General features: G+C 41.6%; 20 protein-coding genes and 1 other RNA gene. 4 read left to right on the forward strand and 17 right to left on the reverse strand.

Going from position 1 to position 22851, the window contains the following annotated elements:
• Positions 1 to 15: 15 nt before the first annotated feature.
• The 14 genes from K5677_RS01140 to K5677_RS01205 all read right to left on the reverse strand — a co-directional run bounded on the left by K5677_RS01140 (position 16) and on the right by K5677_RS01205 (position 17410).
• Positions 16 to 990, reverse strand: coding sequence for an aldolase catalytic domain-containing protein (locus K5677_RS01140; protein WP_296723689.1), 975 nt, complete (start codon positions 988 to 990; stop codon positions 16 to 18).
• A gap of 185 nt (positions 991 to 1175) precedes the next feature.
• On the reverse strand, positions 1176 to 1979 hold the full coding sequence (locus K5677_RS01145; protein WP_296723692.1) for a putative ABC transporter permease: 804 nt from the start codon (positions 1977 to 1979) through the stop codon (positions 1176 to 1178).
• Positions 1980 to 1982: 3 nt separating this feature from the next.
• Positions 1983 to 2654 carry a lactate utilization protein gene (locus K5677_RS01150; protein WP_296723694.1) on the reverse strand — a complete coding sequence of 224 codons (672 nt, stop codon included), beginning with the start codon at positions 2652 to 2654 and terminating at the stop codon, positions 1983 to 1985.
• A 66-nt stretch (positions 2655 to 2720) separates the two neighbouring features.
• Positions 2721 to 3248, reverse strand: a complete 528-nt coding sequence (gene raiA / locus K5677_RS01155) for a ribosome-associated translation inhibitor RaiA (protein WP_028515516.1) — start codon at positions 3246 to 3248, stop codon at positions 2721 to 2723.
• A 141-nt stretch (positions 3249 to 3389) separates the two neighbouring features.
• Entirely contained in the window at positions 3390 to 4751 is a 1362-nt protein-coding gene (locus K5677_RS01160; protein ID WP_296723698.1) for a penicillin-binding transpeptidase domain-containing protein, read from the reverse strand.
• Positions 4748 to 6040: an FtsW/RodA/SpoVE family cell cycle protein gene (locus tag K5677_RS01165; RefSeq protein WP_296723699.1), complete on the reverse strand. Its 1293-nt coding sequence runs from the start codon at positions 6038 to 6040 to the stop codon at positions 4748 to 4750. The genes K5677_RS01160 and K5677_RS01165 overlap by 4 nt, the downstream gene beginning before the upstream one ends.
• On the reverse strand, positions 6030 to 6449 hold the full coding sequence (locus K5677_RS01170) for an FHA domain-containing protein (protein ID WP_296723701.1): 420 nt from the start codon (positions 6447 to 6449) through the stop codon (positions 6030 to 6032). The genes K5677_RS01165 and K5677_RS01170 overlap by 11 nt, the downstream gene beginning before the upstream one ends.
• Positions 6450 to 6690: 241 nt before the next feature.
• A complete protein-coding gene (gene ftsH / locus K5677_RS01175) occupies positions 6691 to 8598 on the reverse strand; it encodes an ATP-dependent zinc metalloprotease FtsH (protein ID WP_296723703.1) in 1908 nt (635 codons plus the stop codon).
• 17 nt (positions 8599 to 8615) lie between these two features.
• The gene (gene tilS / locus K5677_RS01180) at positions 8616 to 9950 is read right to left on the reverse strand and encodes a tRNA lysidine(34) synthetase TilS (protein WP_296723706.1); all 1335 of its coding nucleotides are present in this window, start codon (positions 9948 to 9950) and stop codon (positions 8616 to 8618) included.
• Positions 9950 to 11305 carry a replicative DNA helicase gene (gene dnaB, locus K5677_RS01185; protein WP_296723707.1) on the reverse strand — a complete coding sequence of 452 codons (1356 nt, stop codon included), beginning with the start codon at positions 11303 to 11305 and terminating at the stop codon, positions 9950 to 9952. Before dnaB ends, tilS begins: the two co-directional genes overlap by 1 nt.
• A gap of 12 nt (positions 11306 to 11317) precedes the next feature.
• Positions 11318 to 11764: a 50S ribosomal protein L9 gene (rplI, locus tag K5677_RS01190; protein WP_296723709.1), complete on the reverse strand. Its 447-nt coding sequence runs from the start codon at positions 11762 to 11764 to the stop codon at positions 11318 to 11320.
• 18 nt (positions 11765 to 11782) lie between these two features.
• Positions 11783 to 13759 carry a DHH family phosphoesterase gene (locus K5677_RS01195; RefSeq protein ID WP_296723711.1) on the reverse strand — a complete coding sequence of 659 codons (1977 nt, stop codon included), beginning with the start codon at positions 13757 to 13759 and terminating at the stop codon, positions 11783 to 11785.
• Positions 13760 to 13814: 55 nt separating this feature from the next.
• Positions 13815 to 15644 carry a ribonuclease J gene (locus tag K5677_RS01200; protein ID WP_296723713.1) on the reverse strand — a complete coding sequence of 610 codons (1830 nt, stop codon included), beginning with the start codon at positions 15642 to 15644 and terminating at the stop codon, positions 13815 to 13817.
• A 527-nt stretch (positions 15645 to 16171) separates the two neighbouring features.
• Positions 16172 to 17410 carry an amino acid carrier protein gene (locus K5677_RS01205; RefSeq protein ID WP_296723714.1) on the reverse strand — a complete coding sequence of 413 codons (1239 nt, stop codon included), beginning with the start codon at positions 17408 to 17410 and terminating at the stop codon, positions 16172 to 16174.
• 106 nt (positions 17411 to 17516) lie between these two features.
• Here K5677_RS01205 and K5677_RS01210 point away from each other — a divergent pair, with 106 nt between their 5' ends.
• From K5677_RS01210 to rnpB, 3 genes are all read left to right on the forward strand, one after another.
• Entirely contained in the window at positions 17517 to 17969 is a 453-nt protein-coding gene (locus K5677_RS01210; RefSeq protein ID WP_296723717.1) for a PH domain-containing protein, read from the forward strand.
• Positions 17959 to 19422, forward strand: coding sequence for a PH domain-containing protein (locus tag K5677_RS01215; protein ID WP_296723722.1), 1464 nt, complete (start codon positions 17959 to 17961; stop codon positions 19420 to 19422). The genes K5677_RS01210 and K5677_RS01215 overlap by 11 nt, the downstream gene beginning before the upstream one ends.
• 31 nt (positions 19423 to 19453) lie before the next feature.
• An RNA gene (gene rnpB / locus K5677_RS01220) (RNase P RNA component class A) lies at positions 19454 to 19800 on the forward strand.
• A gap of 32 nt (positions 19801 to 19832) precedes the next feature.
• Here rnpB and K5677_RS01225 read toward each other — a convergent pair.
• Genes K5677_RS01225 through K5677_RS01235 form a run of 3 tightly spaced genes read right to left on the reverse strand, consistent with a single transcriptional unit; the run spans position 19833 to position 21857 of the window.
• On the reverse strand, positions 19833 to 20693 hold the full coding sequence (locus K5677_RS01225) for an AraC family transcriptional regulator (RefSeq protein WP_296723724.1): 861 nt from the start codon (positions 20691 to 20693) through the stop codon (positions 19833 to 19835).
• Between the two features lie 40 nt (positions 20694 to 20733).
• Entirely contained in the window at positions 20734 to 20985 is a 252-nt protein-coding gene (locus tag K5677_RS01230) for a hypothetical protein (RefSeq protein WP_296723726.1), read from the reverse strand.
• 50 nt (positions 20986 to 21035) lie between these two features.
• Positions 21036 to 21857, reverse strand: coding sequence for a DNA glycosylase (locus tag K5677_RS01235; RefSeq protein ID WP_296723728.1), 822 nt, complete (start codon positions 21855 to 21857; stop codon positions 21036 to 21038).
• A gap of 101 nt (positions 21858 to 21958) precedes the next feature.
• On the opposite strand from K5677_RS01235, the gene K5677_RS01240 reads away from it, so the two are divergent.
• The gene (locus K5677_RS01240) at positions 21959 to 22849 is read left to right on the forward strand and encodes a TPM domain-containing protein (RefSeq protein ID WP_296723730.1); all 891 of its coding nucleotides are present in this window, start codon (positions 21959 to 21961) and stop codon (positions 22847 to 22849) included.
• Positions 22850 to 22851: the final 2 nt, after the last annotated feature.

The raw sequence follows: 22851 nt of genomic DNA on the forward strand, positions 1-22851 counted from the left end.
TTATCTAATTGTTGGTCATTCCTGTGAAATGATCTCTTTGTAGAACTCAGAGAAGTCCTTACGCTTATCCTTAGTGAACTGGATAGCTGTTCTTGGATGCTGATTGAAAAGTCCTGTGAGGAGGTACTGAAGATCATAACCCCATACAGCACCTTCTTCGCGGAGCTTTTCCATGTGCTTTTCAATGAACTGAAATACAGGGTAAACATTGTACTTTGGATTTTTTAGGAAGCCAAGAAGAAGCTCCATTGCACAGTTGCCAGCGCCTCTGCCCATTGATGAGTATGTGGCATCAAGCCAGTCAACACCGTCGCCTACAGCCTCAATAGTATTAGCAAAAGCAAGCTGCTGGTTGTTGTGAGCGTGGATACCGACCTTCTTGCCATATTTAGCAGCGGCTTCGAGATAAATATCTGCGATCCGTGCTAACTGTTCAGGATAGAGAGCGCCGAAGCTGTCAACGATATAGAATACATCAACAGGGGACTGTCCGAGAATGTCAAGAGCTACTTTAAGGTCGCCCTCCTGGGCATTTGATATTGCCATGATATTGCAGGTAACTTCATAGCCTTTTTTCTTTGCATCCTCGATCATATCAACAGCAGTTGGTATCTGGTGGAGGTATGTAGCAACGCGGATAAGATCAACAGGGCTGTTTTCGCGCTCAACAATGTCCTGCTTATAGTTGCAGCGTCCAACGTCAGCCATGATAGCTATCTTGAGGTCTGTGTGGTTTTCACCGACGATAGAACGGATATATTCGTCATCACAGAACTTACATGGACCGAAATCCTCGACCTTGAACATTTCCTTGTCTGCTCTGTAGCCAAACTCCATGTAATCAACGCCGGCTCTGATATTTGACAGGTAAAGATCTCTTACAAATTCATCAGAAAATCTGAAATCATTTACAAGTCCGCCGTCACGGAGAGTAGCGTCAACAACTCTCACATCTGATCTGTAATTCATAAGCTTAGATATTTCTTTCATATTTATCCCTCTTTCGCAAAGTAAACTGTAACGCTTTTAAGCTTTTGAGCTTTAAAGCGATTGTTTCTTTGATTAGTATACCATAGATTTTGTACTTTGTCAAATACTTTTTTTCAGTTCAGAATTATGAATTTTTATGAAAAATAACAAGGGACCTCATAAGAGGTCCCTTTGAATTGATAGGATCATTTATCTTTTGACTTAGAGTTGAAGAGCTTTTTTATGTCGTGAAGTTCAAGTTGTGGGAATGCTTTTGAGAGTCGTTTTAATGTAAAGCTTCTCTTTTCAAGCAGTTTATAGTATTTTTCACGGAGCTCGTCGGCTTTCTGCCTGTATTCAGCTGTACGTTCATCGAGTTTATTTTTTCTGTCCATAATATGTTCGACATGCTCAAATAGCTTCTCGCCTGTTTTATTAGAAATTTTCCGCATTTCAGCCGATATTCCTTCAAGCACTACAAGTCGGTGTTTAATATGGATTATGCCGCATACAGTAATGATCGTATCCCCGAGAAAGCCTGTCAGTATAACGATCAATAAGATCACCCCAAGCGTTTGAGGGAGCATATCAACGTATCTGACGGTCAGAGGATGTATAAGTCTTACGGTCACAAGGCAGGCAACGCCCCATAGGAGGGAGAACTTAAGACAAATGTAGCCTTTAAGGTTGAATCTTTCCTGTGAGTAGTCCCACCATTTCTGCGCAAAAACTTTTTCAAGGAAAAAGCCTGTAATCAGTTCAAGAAAGGTTGTCAGCAATACTGAACCAACGTATAAAACCACTATGTTTTCTTTTATAGGTTCGAGAGAAGCACATACAAGAATGACTCCGAAGCCGTAAATAGGGCAGTATGGACCATTCAGAAAACCACGGTTAATGAATTTTCCGTGCTCCACAGCCTGATAGACAACCTCAAGGCACCAGCCCAAGAAGGCATATATAATAAAGTATGACGCAGTCTGATAGAGCGTCAAAGCAGTTTCGTTCATAGATCAATAACCAAGTTCTTCACCAACAATTATCACCTTGATACGGCCCTTATGGCGCTGTTGTGCGGAAATAAGGTAATTGCAGCATATTCTGCCGTCGCCGCCGCACCCGTCATACATCTGGTGATTTGCTTTTGTAAGTGATACACATTCGCCCTTTTCCTTACAGTAGGTATCACAGTTGAGGCGTACACAGTTAGGTGGTGCTGCCTCTCTTTTTACACGAAGCTCTGCTTCTTTAAGATCCTTTACTATTTTATTATATCCTGCAATAATGATGACAGACTTAGGACCGAAAGCGATTGCAGCGATTCGGTTGCTGTTGCCGTCTACATTATAGAGAACACCGTCCTCTGTAATAGCATTGGAGCTTGATATATATACATCTGCAAAGAAAGCCTTTCTGTATAGCTCTACAACCTCCTCTGGAGTTTCTACTTTTGCACGGTCGAGATATTTATACTTTGAAGATTCAAGCAGCGGTTTAAGTCCTATCTCTCCCATTGTCACTGTACCGCCGTTTGTGATAACATCTCCCTCTTTTAAAAGAGACTCAACTATAGGACAGACATCATCTTTTGTTTCGGCATAGTAGAACTCCATATTGTTCTTTTTCAGGTTTTCTCCCACCTTATTGATACGTTTTTCGATAATTGTTTTTTTATTAGCGTCCATTTTTATACTCCTTTATAAATTTAATATGCGGAACATAAAGTTCCGCATATTATTTCAATTAACAAATTAAGCGTTGTCAGGCTCAAGTACAGCGTAGTTTCCGTCGTCACGCTTATAAACTACGTTTATCAGACCTGTTTCGGCATTTGTGAACATGAAGAACTCATGATCGAGCATATTCATCTGAAGAATAGCCTCGTCGATGTCCATAGGTCTCATCTTGAACTTCTTGTGCTTGATTACCTCATATTCAACAGTCTCTGGTACGGGATAAGCAAAAGCCTCCTTGAAAGCTGCATCTTTGAGCTTTTTCTCGACCTTAGTCTTGTTCTTGCGGATCTGTCTGATGATCTTGTCGATAGCGTCATCGAGGGCAACATATTTGTCCTCAGCAGACCTTTCTGCACGGAAAATAATGCTGTTATATTTTACTGTGAGCTCAAGAACTATCTGAGTCTTGATCTCAGAAATTACGATTTTTGCATCAGCGTCCTCTCCAAAGAATTTTCCCAGACGGGAGTCGATTCTCTTTTCAGCGTACTCTGTAAAGTTTGTCGGAATCTGCATTTTTTTAGCTGTGATAGTTGTTTTCATATTGGTCCTCCTTTTTGCTTTGTAAAAACAAAGCATAAGTTTATGGTTATATTATACCATAATACTTTGCGGTATACAATAGATTTTTATTAATTTTGTTTAAATGCACAAAGAGTTTTCCATAATTTGTTTGTTTTGACATCAATAATTGTTTTTTAAATTATCAAGAAGCACCTGTGCAACTTGTTCAGTTGTAAGGTATCCGCTGTCCTTGTCCTCTATAAGAATACAGAAGGCGATAGGGAATAACGGATCGTCCACAAAGCCAACAAGCAGAGAATTTTCCTTTGCACCTTCGTCTACCTGAGCTGTACCGCTTTTTACACCGACCTTATAACCGCTGATGAGGTATGAATACCTGTCAGAACCGTTGGCAAGCATTATTTGCTTTACAGATGAAGCGGTGCTTTCAGAGAAAAGCTTTTCGCTGTAGCGAGTTTTTGCTTTCTCCTTCTGATGATCGTTAAGGTCAGTGACATGGTCAATAAGATAGGGCATTGTCATTTTGCCTGTACCGTTTGCAATTGCACTTTGCCACATCATGAGCTGGATCGGGCTTACAAGGGTATCGCCCTGACCGATACATCCCCACTGTGTCTTGAACTGGTATTTATCTTCAAGTGTTGTTGAAGCTGTTTCACACTGTATCCCGTTAATATCAATATAGGTCGGCTTCTCACCGTTGAGCACATATCCCATTTTTTCGTACTGTTTTTTGACCTTATCGAGAGGCATTGCGTCGTCCTCAATAAGCTGTGCAAAAAAAGGATTACAGCTGTTTTCAAAGGCTTCCTGGATATTCTGAGTGCCGTGACCGTAGATGTTATGGCAGTCTATATCATTGCCTGTTCTGTTGGTGTATTTGCCGTTACAGGTATAGCTTTTGGAAAACAGCTGAGCACTTCCCATTATTTCAACCGCAGAAATAACGGTTGAGACTTTCTGGGTAGAGCCCGGAACAGTTTTGTACATAGCTTTTGACCATAGCGTTCCATCCTTGAAGCTGCCAACATCAGCATAGCCTTTTGTAACATCAAGAGAGGGAAGACTCGTACAAACAAGGATTTCTCCTGTCTTATAGTTGTATGCTGCAACACAGCCCTCCATATACCCGTATGTATTGAATACAGCACGGTTGGAATTGTGGTCAAGAGTAGTGTATATAGCAGATTTTCCGTCTTTTTTCTTTAGTCCGTCGGAGAAACTGTAGTTATTCAGAGCTTGTAAATTCTGTGCTACAAGAGTGTTGCTCATCTGACCTGAATCATCACCAATGATATTTCCTACGTCGATAAAATAATTTTCAGGATACTGTCCCTGACCTGTACCGTCAAAAAGAACATCACCCTTGCGGTCATAAACAAAACCGAGCTGACGGGTATCTGAATTCATCATATAGAAATTGGCTTCGTGATTTATTTTTAATACAAGAAATGCCATGCCTGCAATAAAAAGCATGATGATCAGACTTATTATACGCTGTGTCCTTCTGATACTCTTCATTCCTGCCACCTCCAAGTCGGTACATCTTCTTCCTTTTTCTTATGCTTTGGTTCTTTGAAGGAGGGGGACTGAGCGGCCATAAGCATTCCCACCATGAAACCGCTTACCATAAGTGAGCTTCCACCTGCGGAAATAAACGGTATAGTTACACCTGTAAACGGTATAAGATTGCATGAGCCGAAGATATTAAGCGCCATTTGTACTATCAAGGCTGCGCATACACAAGCCGATATTGTTCCGTGGTAGTACGAGCGAGCGGGATTTACAAGGGGAACTGAGGTCATGACGAGGATAGCGAATATCGCCATAAGAGCGTAGATAAGTCCCCATTCTTCGCTTATAGTAGCAAATACTATATCATTTTCATAAGCGAAAACGTTTGAAAGGAAGCCCTTTCCGGGACCGACTCCGAACCAGCCGCCTTTAGCAATGGCAATAAGCGCCTGCGACTGCTGATAGCCATCACCCGTCTTATCGCTCCATATGTCAACATGAAGTCTGTGCTGAACGTACTCGGGAGCGTACTTTAAACCGATAAGAACGAATACTATTACAAGGGCTATAACGCCTATAAGCTTCTTTTTTGAGAATTTAGCCTTTGGATAGCATATCCTGAGAAGAAATCCTGCGGCAAATATGCTTAAAAATGTTGGGAGACTTCCGTAATCGTGTGATTTTACCTGAATAAGACAAACTATAGCCGTAAGTGCAAGCAGTGCGAGATTCTCATAAACAACGCTGAATGTCATAATTTTGTGTTTCTTCTGCTGGTCAGCAATAGATGTTGCACAGGCAAGAATGAACAGCGGTTTTGCAAATTCTGAAGGCTGTATCGCAAAGCTGCCTATTCTTATCCACATATCCTCGGGACTGGTAAATACGAGAACTATAAGCATAACAAAGATAACTCCGCCGTATATATATGGCTTTTTGTCCTGTAACAGCTTATGATTTCTGCAAAGGATATAACCCGCCTTGCAGGAAGCAAGACAAACGATACAGGTTATGAGGTGTTTTACATCAAATCCGACTTTCCCAAAGCAGGATTGAAAGATAAAGCTCATATTCAGCACGAGTATCAGAAGAAAATCAAGAACATATGATGTCTGCTTGAACAGCAGGATCACTATAAAGTAAGCAATATCAAGTATGAGAACTGCTGCACCGAGAACTGCAACATCTCTTGCTTCGGTATAGTTTCCGTTGAAAAAAATGTTCAGAAGCATTGCAATGTGAGCTATAAGTACAAAAATGCATGAGAAAACGTATGCAACGGGGTTAGCGTACACGTTCAGACCTCCTTTTTCTGAATATAAGTCGGCGGTTGCCGAGAGTAATGAGGTCGTTTTCGTGAAGAACTGCCTCACGAACCATACTTCCGTTTACAAAGAGTCCTGATTTAGAGCCCATGTCGTGTATTGTCCATATGCCGTCTGATACAGTCAGCATAGCGTGGTATCTGGATACGGACAGGTCAGGAAGTCTTATATCCGCCGAGGCATGACGTCCTATCAAAACCTCGTCGCAGCCTAATTCGTAGGTTACGTTTTGTTCGCTCAGCACCATATCGTGTGAAAGTTCATGCCATGTCTTCTTTGACGACTTTCGTTCGCGATAAGCTGTCAGAAGAAGAACGAATATACACACATCAAGTGCTGCGGCAGCAGCAATACATAATATCATATCGATTGATTCCAAAAATAGACCTCCGATCAGAGAATTTTTTTATAACCTTATGTGTATTCAATAACCGCTTATGCAGCTATTAAAAGCACTTTGAATATTATAACATATAAGTCTGAAAATAGCAATAATCGCGGTAAAAGTGGTGCAGATATTTATTTAAGCGCGAAAAAGCAGGTTCTTCGCTTATGCATTTTAACAAATGAACTTTGTAAAGCAAAGAAAATCCCGAAGAGCGGATCTTCGGGATAAATTCTTATAAATTACTGTCTGAATCCTCAAGATTTGTCTTTTCGTAAGGCGGAATCTCGTCAGGGATATCTGAAACATCAACTATGAGCTCGTTTCTCATAAGCTTTTCAAAGTCATCGCCGTCGATCTTTTCATACTTCAGCAGATATTTTGCAAGAAGGTGCATTTTATCTGCATTTGCCTTGAGTATCTCAAGACAATTCGCGTATGCCTTGTCGATGATTGACTTTACTTCCTCGTCGATCTGAGCAGCTACAGTTTCGCTGTAATTTTTAGTATGACCGTAGTCCTTGCCAAGAAATACCTCGTCGTTATCCGAACCGTAAACTACAGTGCCAAGCTTTTTTGAAAAACCGTATTTTGTAACCATTTTTCTTGCTGTTGATGTAGCTCTTTCAATATCGTTTGAAGCACCTGTACAGATATCATTTGTAAATAATTCCTCAGCACAGCGTCCGCCAAGCAGTGAAATGATATTTTCGAACATTGTTGTGCGTGAGAGATGCTGATCGTCTGTATCGGGACGATAAATTGTCATACCGGCTGCCATACCACGCTGAATAATAGTAACCTGATGAACTCTGTCCTGTGTCTTGAGGTTATAGGATGCAACTGCGTGACCGGCTTCATGATAAGCAGTAATAAAATTGTCACGAGGAGTAACGACCCTTGATTTCTTCTCAGGACCGGCTATTACCTTTAGAGTAGCTTCTTCAATATCAGCCTCTGTTATTGACAGCCTATCGTTTCTTGCAGCAAGGAGAGCAGCTTCGTTGAGCACATTTTCAAGATCAGCACCTGTAAAGCCTCGTGTCGTTCTTGCGATGCGCTTGATATCCACATCAGGTCCGAGAGGCTTATTCTTTGAGTGAACGAGAAGTATTTCCTCACGTCCCTTGACATCAGGATATCCGACAACGATCTGTCTGTCGAAACGGCCCGGTCTGAGAAGAGCGGGATCAAGGATATCTCGTCTGTTTGTAGCGGCAAGAACAATAACGCTGTCGTTGCCTGTAAAGCCGTCCATTTCAACGAGAAGCTGATTAAGCGTCTGTTCACGCTCATCATGACCGCCGCCGAGACCTGCGCCTCTGTGGCGTCCTACGGCGTCAATCTCATCAATGAAAATTATAGCAGGAGCGTGCTTCTTAGCCTGCTCAAAGAGGTCTCTTACACGTGAAGCACCGACACCAACGAACATTTCAACGAAATCAGAACCCGATATAGGGAAGAACGGGCAGCCTGCCTCACCTGCAACTGCACGGGCAAGAAGTGTCTTACCTGTACCGGGAGGACCGAGAAGAAGAACACCCTTTGGCACCTTTGCGCCGAGATCGGTATATTTCTTAGGATTTTTGAGGTAGTCAACTATCTCTATAAGCTCCTGTTTTTCCTCGTCAGCACCTGCAACGTCCTTAAAGGTAGCCTTGCGTCCGCTTGAGCCGTTTTTCAGGTTAGCCTTGCCGAATGTTGCGTACTTTCCGCCGCCGCCGCTCTGCTTCATCATAAAGTAGAGGATAGCTATACCGAGAAGTATGGTGAGGATTACCGGAATGAGAGAGTACAGCCATGTCCTGTCTGTTATCTTGATGTAATCCTGTTCAAGAGGCTTATCATGTGAGGCATTGTATTCCTTACGGTAATCCTTTGTATCCTCAAGGAAAATATTAACATTAGGAACAGTATAATGCCTGTCCTTCTCTTCGTCATTGATCCTGTATGTCAGTTCGCCTGTACCGAGGTCAAGCTCGTAATACGAGACATCATAATTGTCAAAGTAACTGATTATAGTTGTGTACTCGGTTTTATCGGTATTAGCATTGAGCTTTGAGCTTATAAGAATAAGACAAAGAACCGCAATGGTAATAACGATAAGGTAGGTGAAAACTCCCTTGTTTCTTTTTGGTGTCAAGTTATCCTCTCCATTCTTTAGTGTCTTTCTACTGAAACTTTAAGACATCTGACCGTATTATTATCAGGTGCAACACGGTCGGCTATACCTATGCCCTCCGCAAAAATTGTACCTGCTTCATCTTCGATGAAGTGAAGCGTAGGACGTAACTCAGCATCAATAGTTTCATTTATCAGCTTTTTTATCGAAGAAGTAAAGCGTCTTCCGCTAAGCATTATTTTGTCGCCGAACCTTCGGCTTCTTAATATAGCCCTTCCATTTATTTTATCATAATCAAGGAGATAAAATGTGGATTTTTTATGAACAGCTTCAATTTTCTTCAAATTATCACATTCGACAATTTCACAGATAAGCTCGCAATTGTCGAAAATTCGGTTTTTACCGATGATGAGCGGTGATCGTATTACATTATTTGACTGAGCAGTTATTTTTTTTAGTATCAAAGAATCACCTGTGCCGATCAGATAAATATCTCCCGAGATATTTATCTTTCCGCCGTTCATCAGGGCATTATCAGCTTCCTCAAGGCGTTTATGAGAGTAGGGAAGTTTATTTTCACTGAGTAGTCTTGATATACACCGCTTTCTGATGACAGGCGGATATATGCAAAGTCCATTCAGAGCATTTTGGTTTTGGCAATTATTCATTGCTTCATTTGTCTGAGCTTCAATATAGGCATTTTCTTCGCGGACAGTATTTATTGAATTTATAGACGTTTCCACGGCTGAGCAGTTTATTTCCGCAAGCATAGGCAGGATTTTATGCCTTATCTTGTTTCGGGTGTAGTCGTCCGAGAGATTTGTACTGTCGGTCACATATGACTGATGACGTTCTGAAAGAAAACTTTCTATTTCCTGCCGTGTAACAGTAAGAAGCGGTCTTATGATATTTCCGCGGACAGGAGGGATGCCGGCAAGTCCTTTTATCCCTGTACCGCGGGCAAGATTCAGGATAACTGTTTCAAGGTTATCGTTAGCATTATGAGCAGTTGCAAGCTTCTTGCCCTCGGAATATTCATTGAAAATACTGTATCTGAGCTTTCTTGCGGCTTCTTCAGTTGACAGGGAATTCAGCTCAGCATAGCTTCTCACATCACATGATACAGCTCTGAAAGGTACATTCAGTTTTTTGCAGAGTTCACAGCAGAACTGTTCATCGCCGTCGCTTTCAGCTCCGCGGAGACAGTGATTCACATGAAGCGCTTCAACGTTTATTCCAAGTCTTTGGCTGAGCTCAGATAAAGCAATAAGAAGTGCAACACTGTCAGCACCGCCGGACAGTCCGCATACGACTGAATCGCCGCAGGATATCATGTTATTAACAGTAATAAAATCATATATCTTAGTCAACATCATATATTCTCAGGCGGAGCATTGTAATCGGGATTTGAAAAGCGTGTGAACTGTCCGTCCCAGATGAGCTCAACAGTACCTGTTTCGCCGTGACGGTTTTTCGCCACGATACATTCGGATATATTCTGTCGCTGACTTTCCTTATTATAGTAAGCGTCGCGATAGAGAAAAAGCACTATATCGGCATCCTGCTCAATAGAACCCGATTCACGGAGGTCAGACAGCATTGGTCGTTTATCGGTACGGCTCTCAACAGCACGAGAGAGCTGTGAAAGCAGTATTACAGGAACATTAAGCTCCTTAGCCATGACCTTCAGCTGACGGGTTATTTCACTGATAACGGTAACACGGTTATCTGAACGCGAGGTGGATTCCATAAGCTGTAGATAGTCGATGATGACAAGTCCGAGATTCTTAGTTCTGCGGAGCTTTGCCTTCATCTTCTGAACAGTCATGCTCGCGGTATCGTCGATATAAAGGGGGAGTGTGCTGAGATAACCTGCACTTGTGGCGAGCTTTACCCAGTCATCACCTGATATTCTGCCGTTTCGGAGCGTATTTGACTCAACAAGAGCTTCTGTGGAAAGGATTCTTGTGGCAATTTGCTCCTTGGACATTTCGAGGTTGAATGTAACGACCTCTTTATCAGCTCGTCTTGCAACATTTGTTGCGATATTCATTGCAAAAGACGTCTTTCCCATACCGGGGCGGGCAGCGATGATTATCAGGTCGGATTTATTAAGTCCGGAGGTAATGCTGTCAAGTAGAGTAAATCCTGTCCTTGCGCCGACATACTTGTCCTTATCTGGACCTGAGATCTTTCCGAGGCGGTCATAAGCCTCAGAGATCGCCTCGGATAGTGGAACAAGACCTCTTACATCACGCCCCTGACGGATATCATAAATCTTTTGTTCAGCCGCATCAAGAAGAAGCTGTGCATTCTGCTCACCTGACTGTACTTCCTCAAGAATTGATCTTGCAACATAGCTTAGACTTCTGAGGAAGTATTTATCTGCAACAATTTTGCAGTAGCTTTCGATATTGGCGGTCGAGGGGAGAAGATTTCCTATCTCTGCAAGATAGCGTCTTCCTTCGGCAGGGCTCTCAAATATATGCTGCTTTTCAGCCTCATTGAGTACAGTTACGATATCAACGGGCAAACTCATTGAATTCATTTGCAGCATTATCGAATACAGCGCCTTATGCTGGTCGTTGTAGAAGTATTCGGGCTTAATTAGCTCAATAACGTCCGAAAGAACCTGCGGATCTGAGATTATCGCACCTAAAACAGACTGCTCCGCCTCGATACTGTGTGGCAGTTCTCTGGCGGAGAGCAGAATATCGTTTTCGTCCATATTACGCACCTATCAGCCTTCGCTGACTTCAACGTCGATAGTCTCTGCAATGCCGTTATAGAGCTTTACTGTTGCGGTATATGAACCGAAATTCTTTATATCTGTGCTGAGAACTATCTTTTTCTTATCTACATTTACACCAAGCTGGCGTGATAAAGCGTCGGCAACATTTGCAGCCGTTACAGAGCCGAAGAGCTTTCCGTTTGAGCCAGCCTTTGCGGTTATCTCAATCTTTTTGCCCTTGAGTTTTGCAGCAGCATCCTTTGCAGACTGAATATCAACGTCTATCTTGTGCTGAGCAGAAGCCTGAGCTCCCTCAAGCTTGTTCATATTCTCTGGTGTTGCTTCAACGGCATAGCCCTTAGGAAGAAGCATATTACGTGCATAGCCGTCTGCAACATTTTTTAATTCGCCTTTTTTGCCAGAGCCTTTAACGTCCTGTAAAAAAATAACCTTCATTGGTGATACCAACCTTTCTTACTGTGTATTTTCCGCATTTTTACGGCATTCATCTATTGCATATATAAGTGATTTTACAGCGTCTTCAACCGAGATACCTTCCAGCTGAGCTGCAGCCATAGTCTGATGACCGCCTCCGCCAAGCTGTTCCATAATTACCTGCACGTTGAGAGCGCCCAGTGATCTTGCTGATATGTTAAGTGTACTTCCTGTTTTGTAGATAACAAATGAAGCATCTACATCGGTTATTCCGAGCAGCTCATCAGCAGCCTGCGGAGCTACAAGGCGTATATCGTCAGACTTGAAATCAGCTGCGGCGATAGCGCAATTATTATGTATCTTCGCAGAAGCAACTATCTGAGTTTTTCTTCTGTATGAATCAATTGAATTCGAGAACAGCAGCTTTACGGCGACTGTATCAGCTCCCAGCTTTTTCAGGAAAGCGGCAGCTTCAAATGTCCTGACACCGGTCCTCATAACAAAATTCTTTGTATCCAGCATTATACCTGCAAGGAGAGCATCAGCATGACAGTTCATAAGCTTCTCTTCACCGTCATAATTGAAATACTCAAGAAGTTCCGTTACCATTTCAGATGCCGATGAAGCATAGGGCTCGTGGTGAAAAATGACTGCATTGTCAATAAAATTGACATTTTTTCTATGGTGGTCAATAACTACTATATTCTTTGATTTTTCATAGAGAGCTCTGCTTTCCACGTAATCCTTATTGTGGGTGTCAACTATAATGAGCAGATCGTTCTGTGCGATCATGCTTTCAGCCGCAGACGGTGTGATAAACAAATCACCGCCGGTCTCTTCGTCCACGATGTCAATAAGGTTTGAGGCGAGATTCTTTGTTCTGTCAACAGCTATATATACAGGCTTGCCCACAAGGGAGATAGCTCCTGCAAGACCGCAGGCAGCTCCTACTGAGTCAAGATCGCCGAAACGATGTCCCATAATGAATATCTTGTCGCTGTTCATTATCAGATCCTGCAAAGCGTTTGCGATGATACGTGTTTTTGAGCGTGAACGCTTTTCAACACCATTTGATACGCCTCCGAAGAAGCGGTATCCGTTATCTGTTTTTACTACAGCCTGATCTCCGCCTCGTCCAAGAGCCATATCAAGACACTGACGGGCGAATTTTTCGCTTTCTGCAAGGGAAGAAGCTCCCTGACCAACACCAATGGAGAAGGTGAGGGAATATTTTCCTGAGATCTTTATATTCCTTGCAGCATCAAGTATCTTGAACTTGCTGTCGATTATCTCATTTATATGATGATTTTCAAGTACTGCAAAGAAAGTGTTGGACGAGGTTTTTTTGATAAAGCCATTGGTCTTGCTCATGAAGTTCTCTATGAGCTTTTCTGTTTCAACAGAAGCCTGTGCCTTTTCGCTTTCCTTTGCATTCTGCATGATATCGTCATAGTTGTCGATGTTTATGATAACAACGTTGGGGTGTGACTCGTCCATTCGCTTTTTGACGGTATAATAGCTTGTATCGTCGTGAAAATACAGAACAAGGAATGACATATCGTTCTTGTCGAACTTTTCGGCTGTGACATTGTATATCGAGCCGTTCATGGGACATATTGCAGTGCCGTCTTTTAAAAGCATATTCATGTCTATCTTGACGAATCCCTCAAGTTCAAGCCCGTATACGTCCTGTCCCAGACCAATTTTTTCAGCAAATATCTGATTATACCAGACGAATTGACGGTTATCATCGATAACAGCCACAGGAGCAGGCAGTGAATTCATAAATTCAGCGGCAGAGCTTTCAAGATGCTGATTCATTTTAGAAATGCGCCGCATTGAATTCTTGGAATATATTATAGTATAGATAACACAAATCAGTATAAGTGTGACCACTGAGAGTATCAGTGTATTGAGCACTGTGTTTTTGCGGTCACTCAGCAGATATGTTGGGATAAGTACTCCAAGCACCAAAATATGGAGTATCATCAGAACTGCCGGAAATTTCTTTTTCAACTTTAAGCTCCTTTCGGATATGCCTGCCGAAGCTGTGAAGCCGCGGCACAGCTTATCATGTTTCCATGATAATGGGGAGTATCATAGGACTGCGCTTTGTTTTCTGATAAATATAATCAGAAAGCGCGTCGCGAAGCTTGCCTTTGAGTGAATTCCATTCTCTGAGCTCGCTTGCGGAGCATTTTGCGAGAGTATCGGTCAAAAGTCCCTTTGCTTCGTCCATGAGCTCCTCAGATTCACGGACATATACGAATCCGCGTGATATTATATCAGGACCTGCAACTATCTCATTGCTGCTTCTTTCGATACCGATAACGATGATGATAAGACCGTCCTGAGCAAGGTGTTTTCTGTCGCGGAGAACTATTGAACCTACATCTCCGACACCGAGGCCGTCAACAAGAACTCGACCGGCAGGGACCTGTGAAACGACTTTCATCGTACTGCCGTCAGTTTCGATGACATTGCCTATTTCAGCGATTATAACGTTATCCTTTGGCATACCGAGCTGGAGCGCAAGATCTGCGTGTTTTTTCAGGTGCTTGTACTCGCCGTGGACAGGGATAAAGAACTTTGGCTTTGTAAGTGACTGCATGAGCTTCAGCTCTTCCTGACAGGCGTGTCCCGAAACGTGGACCTCGTACATAGCCTCATAAACTACCTCAGCACCTGATTTCATCAGTTCATTTACTACTCTGGTAACAAATTTTTCATTGCCGGGAATAGGAGTTGCCGAAATAATGATAAAGTCCATAGGCGTAATATTGACCTTTTTATGGTCGTTCATAGCCATTCTTGTAAGGGCTGACATCGGTTCGCCCTGACTGCCAGTAGTTATAAGAACAATCTGCTCGCTTGCATAACGGTTCATCATTTCAATGTCGATAAATATACCGTCAGGAGCATCAAGATATCCCAGTTCGATAGCGGTATTGATAACATTGACCATGCTTCTGCCGAATACAGCTACCTTACGTCCATATCTTGCGGCGCAGTTCACTATCTGCTGAACACGATGTATATTAGATGAGAAGGTAGCGATAATTATACGTTTGCCTTCGCCCTTCTGGAAAAGCTTATCGAAGGAATCTCCGACGGTTCTTTCAGAATGTGTATAGCCCGGGCGTTCAGCGTTTGTAGAGTCAGCCATCAGCGCCAGTACTCCGCGGCTTCCGAGCTCACCGAAACGTGCAAGGTCTATAATTTTGCCGTCGATAGGGGAGTAATCTACCTTGAAATCGCCTGTATGGACGATTACTCCGGCAGGAGTATGGATAGCCATACCGACCGAATCAGGTATAGAATGGTTTACTTTTATGAATTCAACGGCCATGCAGCCCATTTTTACAGTCTTTTTGGGCTCAACGATGTTGAGATTCACCTTGCCGTAGAGTCCCTGTTCCTTGAGCTTGCCCTCAATAAGCCCGATAGTAAGTCTTGTAGCATAAACAGGTACATTTATCTTTTTAAGCAGATAAGCAAGACCGCCGATATGGTCCTCATGACCATGTGTTATGACGATACCTCTAACCTTTTCCTTGTTTCGTTCAACATAGGTAAAATCAGGGATAACTATGTCAACACCGGGCATATCAGCGTCAGGGAAGGCAAGTCCGCAGTCGAGGATAAACATATCGTTAGAACATTCAAATACGGTCATGTTCTTTCCGATCTCGTTAAGTCCTCCGAGAGGAATTATCTTAACAGGGGTTTTTTTGACTTCCTTAGGCTGTCTTGTACGTGCTTTAGTCTTTGCAGGTGTGGATACTTCAGCCTTTACAGCAGTATCCTTTACGGGCTTTTCCTTTGTGGAAGTTCTTCTTCTGTATGTCCTTTTAGGGGCAGCAGCAGACTTCTTTGTATTGTTTTTTTCTTTTTCGTTCACTATATGACCTCACTTTCAAAAATAGGGAAGACTTTCACATGAACGCAGTGAAGGTCTCTATGATATGTAAAAACGCTCCGAAATATTACAAACTGTAAATGTTATACAAAACTCACAACGAATGTAAAATTAATGTTATCAACAAAATAGCGATAAAAATACTGACCACATCAAGCAGGCAAACGTACAAGCTCTTTGAATTTGAGCCAAACCTGTTGGTATATGTGACCTGATAACATTATGATCCCGAAGCTGTTGACCGTATATCGCCGTGCGGTCTTATATCTTAATGGCGATTTTCCGCCATAAAAGCCTTTTAAAATACATTGTGGCATAATTTGCCAAGCATAACTATTCAAATATAATTATACATAATCAGATGACTGCTGTCAAGAGAAAAAGTGTGACTATTTCAACATTAGTCAAAATCAATAAATTTTTACAGAGAGTTGAATTTTTTGTATAGTGAAATCATTCATCTTCTATTCTTTTCTTCTCAGTTTAGTTATTGGCGCAGAAACGCTCTTTTATTCTCGTTTTACGTGTTTTATAAGCATTAGCAGTGCTAAAAGGTTTGGAAAAGCCATTAAACCATTAAAAATATCCGATAATGTCCATATGCTTTCAGCTTTGAATATTGCTCCGAGTGATGCTGTAAGAGAAAAAACAAAAGCGAAAAAGAAAGCTTTACTATTCTTAAAAAAGTATCTGAATGCAGTTTCGCCGCAGTAAAACCAGCCTATAACTGTACACAGAGAAAAAACAGACATGATGACAGCAAGAAAAATATCTGTTTTGCCGCCTGTGACATGAAAAAAAGCAGTTCTTACCGTATTGTCCTCTGAAGCACATAGAATAACTAAAGCTGTCAGCGTGCAGCAGAGCATTGTATCTATAAAAACCTCAAGCATACTGCTCATACCCTGCATAACACCACAGTCAGCGTTTTGGGACGAGCTATGAAGTATGGGCGAACTTCCCAGACCGGCTTCATTTGAAAAAACGCCCCTGCGAATGCCAGCCGAAACAGCTTTTGAAAGAGTATACCCTGATATTCCGCCTGCGGCTTGCTTTACTCCAAAAGCCTCTTTTATTATCTGTGAAAGAACTGACGGTAATCTATCCCTGAATTTAGTTATTGCAATGATGCATAATATAGTATATAAAACAGTTGCAAACGGCAGTAATATCTGTGAGGCTGTGCCTATACGCTTTGCTCCTCCGCATATTATTAAAAAAATCAGGCTAAATAATATTATTGCCAGAAAAAACGGCGAAATACCCGTACAGTTGATTACGCTTTCCGAAAGAGTATTTATCTGGACCATTCCGCCCATTCCAAAAGAAGCAAGCAAACAGCAAAATGCAAAAAAGCCTGCCAGATGCCTGCTTTTAAGTCCTTTTTCTATGTATGCCATTGTTCCGCGGACTTTTTTATCAGAATATATCGCTGAAAGACTGTTTTCTGCGTAAACTGTAGCCATTCCGAGAAAAGCTGATATCCACATCCACATAACAGCTCCGGCACCACCTATGGATATTGCAGAAGCAACACCTGTAATATTTCCTGTTCCCATTGCCGTTCCAAGAGACATACATACAGTACGGAATTGACCTTTGTTTTCACCGTTTTTCATACTTTTTAAAACATATGGAAACGATCTGAACTGTATAAATCTTAATTTAAAGGTGTATATTATCCCTGTTATCAAAAGCAGCGAGATCAAACCTACGCCCCATATATGTGAATTGATCTTTTCCAGCATACTGCAATAAGCTCCTTGTAAAGTTTACAATTTGTTATCAAATTTTGTTTTACAATAAATTGTATTTGTGATATAATATAGAGAAACCATTGAGAGGGGGCTGAGAATGAAGCAATACGTACCTGACAGACACTGCCTGTCGACATTGAGGATATTAATAACTGCGGCAGTCGTTATTATCAATTTTGCGGCTAAGTATTTTATACCTGTTGATAAAATAGTATTTTTCATAATGCTGCTAACTGTTTCTGCCGGCTGCATTGAAATGTTCATTCATTTACCGCTGTATTTTTCTTCAATAAAATATACAGCTACCGAAACGGAAGTAATGAAGAGCAGCGGCGTTTTTATAAAGGTACATCAGTCTGTCCGTTACTCATCTATACAGTATACGACCATAATCAGCAGCCCTTTTTCTCAGTATACGGGATTTAATTTCATAATATTCTTCGTTTACGGCGGACAGCTAAGACTTCTCTTTCTCAAGCAGTCAGATGCAAAGGAGATAATAAAGCTTTCCGGAAGCATAAGCGTAAAGGGGGACAGGTATGTACCATGAACACCCTCTGAAAATACTGAAATACTCCGCAAAGAATATCTGGCTCCTTATCTTTCCTTTACTTCGCGGAATCTATACCTACCATTTTGACAAAAACTGGCTGTACAGCTGGGTAAAAGGCGCATGGTTCGATATTGCAGTCCTCGGGGCGATCATTATATTCGGTTTTGTTCGCTGGTTCTTTTCACGCATTGACTTTACACAACAGGAGCTTGTACACCGTGATGGCGTATTCGTTCGTGTAAATACCTATATACCGTTTAAAAATGTAAGCTCCGTAACAATAGAAAGACCTTTTTATATGGCGCCTTTCAGGGCTATGCGGTTCAGATGTGATACCCGTGCCGGGATCTTCAAGACCGTTGACTTAAAGCTTCTTGTGAGCAAAAAGACTCGTAATGCTATAATGAAGCATATGCCGGATATTAACGAAAACGATAAGATAAACGGCATACCGCAGCCTACATCGCTGTCTGTTTTGCTTTTTTCTGTGTTCTTTTCCAGCGGATTTTCGGGAACTATCTATCTTGCCACGTTCTTTTTCAAGGGCGGAGACATCGCATATAATATCATCAGTCATTCCTTAAATATTTTGACAAGCGAAACTGAAAAGCTGACAGAAAAGCTTGTCTTAAAGATACCTACAGCAGCAATATTTATCGGTGTTTTCTTTATCGCTTCATGGTTTTTGTCCTTTCTTGTAAACCTTTTCAGATATGGCAGATTCAGTATTGACTGCGACAAAAGCTGCATGAAGGTCGCCTACGGTATTTTTGACCGTAAGGAATACAGGATAAAAAATTCTCATATTAATTATACAGACCTGCGTCAAAATCTTATAATGAAGCTTTTCAAGGCTGTTGCCGTCAATATAAGTTGTGCAGGCTACGGCTCTTCAAAGAACAGGCTTCCTGTTCTTCTGCCTGTTAAGCTTGAAAAGAAATTGGGCAGCAATCTACAGGTAATAGGTATCTACAGCGGCATAAAGAATGATTACAGTGCTCAGCCTGCCGGTATAGGTTCATATCTGCTTATTCCTCTGATAGTTGCCTCGATGATAATCCCTTCACATGACTGGCTGGCAAAGCTGTTTCCAAGTTTTTCAGAACTTTCATTCTTCGTTGCTGTTATGCTGGAGATACCTGCGGTTTGGTTTATCATTGTGAAATTTGTCGCGCTCCTCACAAGCGGTGTAGCGCTGTATGACGATAAAATAATGATACGCTGTTCCGCGTGGACACGCTTTCATACAGTGGTATCAGAGAGAGACAAAATAGTTAAGATAGAGCTTGAACAGAACCTTTTGCAGGCTATGAGCGGCAGATGTGCCATGAGCATATGGTTCGAGGGCGAAGAGCACAAAAGGTTCAAGATAAAGGCTATGAAAGCTGCTGATGTTAGGAAAATTGCTGATATTCTCGGATATAAGCTGGGTGAAAAGGTTGAAACTTGACTTTTTTTCAAAAAAATGATATTATATCATTAGAGCAGACTATGCGGTAGCGGAAACGATTTAGTTTACGAGGAAAGTCCGAGCATCATAGAGCAGGGTAGCTGCTAACGGCAGCCGAGGGCGACCTTAGGGCAAGTGCAACAGAGATATACTGCCGCATTTATGGCGGTGATGGTGGAAAGGCGAGGTAAGAGCTCACCAGAGCGCTGGAGACAGCGCTGCTATGTAAACCCTATCCGATGCAACGTCTATTGGTGCCTGTTATCTTAACGTCGGCTCGGCGGATAACAGGTAATGACGGCTGGAGCTTACCGGCGACGGTAAGCGTAGATAAATTACCGCACACGACAGAACTCGGCTTATCGGTCTGGTCATAAAAAAGAGAGCTTACGCTCTCTTTTTTTATATATTCAGTCGCGCCACATCTTTCTGTAGGAAAAACAGGTGAGATTTTCGGATCTTTTGAATTGTCTTGCAAAATAACTCTGGTCATTGAATCCACATAAATGAGCGATCTCCTCTACAGACTTGTCTGAAAAGCGAAGAAGCTTCTTTCCGTAGTTGATACGTGCTGTGATTATGTGCTGGAATATTGTTTTTCCGTAAATATGCTTATATTCGCGAGTTAAATAGTATTTGCTTATGTAGAACTCAGATGAAAGCTTTTCAAGTGAAATATCTTCTGTAAAATGGTCGTCTATGTATCTGTTTACAGCCGCCAGCTTTTGCTTCAGAGCAGAGTCGTACTGCTGTTCGCTGTTATTGAATGTTAGGGAAATAGTAAGCAGATCAACAATATATTTTGAAGTATAAAGCTCAGCATTTTGATCATTTTTCTCATGAAGCTCTATTATTTTGCTGATATCGGAAACCACCCTGTCAAAAAAAGGCGGTCTGAAGGTGTGTTTTGAATTTGATGAAAAGAAGTCATGATACTGCTGAGAGGTGCTTCCGTTAAAATGTACCCACATCAGCTCCCACGGCTCGGAATTTGAGCTTTTATATGAATGAATTTTGCGGCAGTCTATGAAAAAACAGTCACCCTTGACAAGTGATATGGTATCATCATCAACTGTCAGCTCGCCTCGTCCGCTGACAACTGCACCAATAAGGAACAGGTCGAGCTTGCGGCGATTAACGGTATATGCATCCTCTTTCATGGTACAGCCTGCTTCCTGTATATAAAAGAAAGCATTTTTTGCAGCAGGAGTCGGTGTGGATATTATTCTTTTTGAAAGCTTATTTGTGAATTTTTTTTCAGGTTGTTCCATGTTATGCCCCTTTTTTTAGATTTTTGATTAATGTCTTCTATCAGCGCATTAACTGTAATAATAAGAGACTCAGCGTTACTATCGCCGCTGAAATAATATATTTTCTTAGTTTCCTCTTTTTTCTTATCCTCGGATCAGGAAGAATGCTTCTAAGAAGTCTTTCGCTCTCTTTTCGCCTTAAAGTCTCAGGAAAAATCGTAACATTTGGTCTTACGTAGAGAACTGCTTTTTCAAAATAGAGACTGTCAGGATTTTTGATCTCGATGATATTTTTATTTACGCCTTTGATCATAGAATCTCCTCAATAGTTATTTATTTGGAGTATTGGCAGCTTTTGAGGATTTATTCGCCTTGTTTTGAGATGCTTCTTATATAATGGAAAAGATACTGCTGAGCTATACCGCCTTTTTCTCTGGCAAATTCGGGAAAACCATTTGGATAATACTGAGCAAGAACACGTTTTATCCAAACATCTATGGGGAAGGCTTCTGTTCGGTACATTCCGAAAAGGAGAACACATTCTGCTACTTTTGGACCTACGCCCTTAATTTGTTTCAGAGCTGAACGCGCCTCATCGATAGGAAGTGAAGCTATATTCTCAAGAGAAATCTCATTATTTGATGTTTTTCTTGCAGCGTCCGCTATATATTTTGCGCGGAATCCGCTTCTGAGATAAGCGAGGCTTTCCTCGGTTTCGCCGCCTAATTGCATCGGATCAGGAAATTTTTCGTGATAATGCTCGCAAAGACGGTCTATTATGCCTTTTATACGGGGAATATTATTATTCTGGGAAATAATAAAGGAAATAAGGCATTCCCAGCTATCCTGCCTGAGAAGTCGTATACCCTGAGCGAATTCACAGGCTTTCGAGAGTGTTTCGTCCTCGGAAAAACAGCGCTTGAGCTCGGAATAATCTGTTTCAAAGTCAAAATATTTTATCCATTTTGAGACAAAATCGTTTTCTGATGTATCATGAAATATGAAATTACTCTTGCTTTCCTGCGATATCATAAGCTTATCGTTTATAAAATAGCCTTCATATGTACATTCATAGTCGGACGGTATCTTTTTCCAGCGAAAAGCCTGTCCGCAGTCAAGTGTTTCGTCAAGATCAAGGTCAGGCTCATATACGATAATATCTCTGCCTTGTACGCGATAATCCATAACACAGCTCCTTTTTTAAATTTGTTGAACGGTTGTACTTGATTTTTCTATTAAATTATACTAAAATATAATAGTAATTACAAGAGTAAGGAATGATTTTTTTGAAAAAATTTTTATCCGCAGCGTTTTTTGCAGCTTCTGTCGCGCTTACAATATGCAGCTGTTCTTCAAAAAGCAGCAGCTTTTACGAACCCAAAAACAAAATTGAAACAACAAGTCAGCCCTTCACAGAGCGTGAGGTACGTGCTGCTGAGGGAAGCTATGTATATGATAAAGCAGGTATCCTAAGTCCCGAGGATATTAAAGCCTGCAATGACTACGCTGGCTGGCTGTATAACGAAAAGCTTGTCAATGCAGCAGTCATAACTGTCAATGAGCTTGGCGATAAATCACCATATGATTATGCTGCTGAAGCATTTGCCGATATTTACGAAGCAAAAGGCAGCGGTATGATAATCCTTATCAACAATGATACAAATGAAGATGTTGTATTCAAAACCGGCAATTGTTTGACCAATATAAGCGATAAAGCACAGGAAAACTCTGTTTATTGGGCGACAAAGGAAATAATGAGGGGCGATTACAGAAGGGGTATCATGCGGCTTTTGCAGCTTGGAGAGCTTTGTCCTGCACATATTGCCGATAATGTTCAGCTCTTTGAGTATGAGCAGTCAAGAGTTCTTGAAAAAGCGCTCGCTTCGTGCAAGGATGATATAACACTTTTAGCTTCAAAGAATAATTCTTCTGCGCCAAATGAAGAAATTTTAAAGACATATTATAAGCGGAAATACATAGACAGAGACGGAATAATGCTTATGATCGACACAAAAAGCAAAAAAATGATCGCATATTCCGATAAAAAGACACCAAAGGAGCTTGAAACAGCACTGAAATCAGCTAATGAGCTGACTGCTAAAGATGATTATTATGGTGCTGTCAATAAAATTGTTGAGGCATTGGACGGAAAAGCAGCTTCAGATAAAAAGGAATAATT

This window comes from Ruminococcus sp., from assembly GCF_024684275.1.

What these genes read in the sequence shown, in the direction of transcription:
- K5677_RS01140 (WP_296723689.1), bottom strand. Translation starts at nt 990, where the DNA reads ATGAAAGAAATATCTAAGCTTATGAATTACAGATCAGATGTGAGAGTT.
- K5677_RS01145 (WP_296723692.1), bottom strand. Translation starts at nt 1,979, where the DNA reads ATGAACGAAACTGCTTTGACGCTCTATCAGACTGCGTCATACTTTATT.
- K5677_RS01150 (WP_296723694.1), bottom strand. Translation starts at nt 2,654, where the DNA reads ATGGACGCTAATAAAAAAACAATTATCGAAAAACGTATCAATAAGGTG.
- raiA (WP_028515516.1), bottom strand. Translation starts at nt 3,248, where the DNA reads ATGAAAACAACTATCACAGCTAAAAAAATGCAGATTCCGACAAACTTT.
- K5677_RS01160 (WP_296723698.1), bottom strand. Translation starts at nt 4,751, where the DNA reads ATGAAGAGTATCAGAAGGACACAGCGTATAATAAGTCTGATCATCATG.
- tilS (WP_296723706.1), bottom strand. Translation starts at nt 9,950, where the DNA reads ATGTTGACTAAGATATATGATTTTATTACTGTTAATAACATGATATCC.
- dnaB (WP_296723707.1), bottom strand. Translation starts at nt 11,305, where the DNA reads ATGGACGAAAACGATATTCTGCTCTCCGCCAGAGAACTGCCACACAGT.
- rplI (WP_296723709.1), bottom strand. Translation starts at nt 11,764, where the DNA reads ATGAAGGTTATTTTTTTACAGGACGTTAAAGGCTCTGGCAAAAAAGGC.
- K5677_RS01205 (WP_296723714.1), bottom strand. Translation starts at nt 17,410, where the DNA reads ATGCTGGAAAAGATCAATTCACATATATGGGGCGTAGGTTTGATCTCG.
- K5677_RS01210 (WP_296723717.1), top strand. Translation starts at nt 17,517, where the DNA reads ATGAAGCAATACGTACCTGACAGACACTGCCTGTCGACATTGAGGATA.
- K5677_RS01215 (WP_296723722.1), top strand. Translation starts at nt 17,959, where the DNA reads ATGTACCATGAACACCCTCTGAAAATACTGAAATACTCCGCAAAGAAT.
- K5677_RS01225 (WP_296723724.1), bottom strand. Translation starts at nt 20,693, where the DNA reads ATGGAACAACCTGAAAAAAAATTCACAAATAAGCTTTCAAAAAGAATA.
- K5677_RS01230 (WP_296723726.1), bottom strand. Translation starts at nt 20,985, where the DNA reads ATGATCAAAGGCGTAAATAAAAATATCATCGAGATCAAAAATCCTGAC.
- K5677_RS01235 (WP_296723728.1), bottom strand. Translation starts at nt 21,857, where the DNA reads ATGGATTATCGCGTACAAGGCAGAGATATTATCGTATATGAGCCTGAC.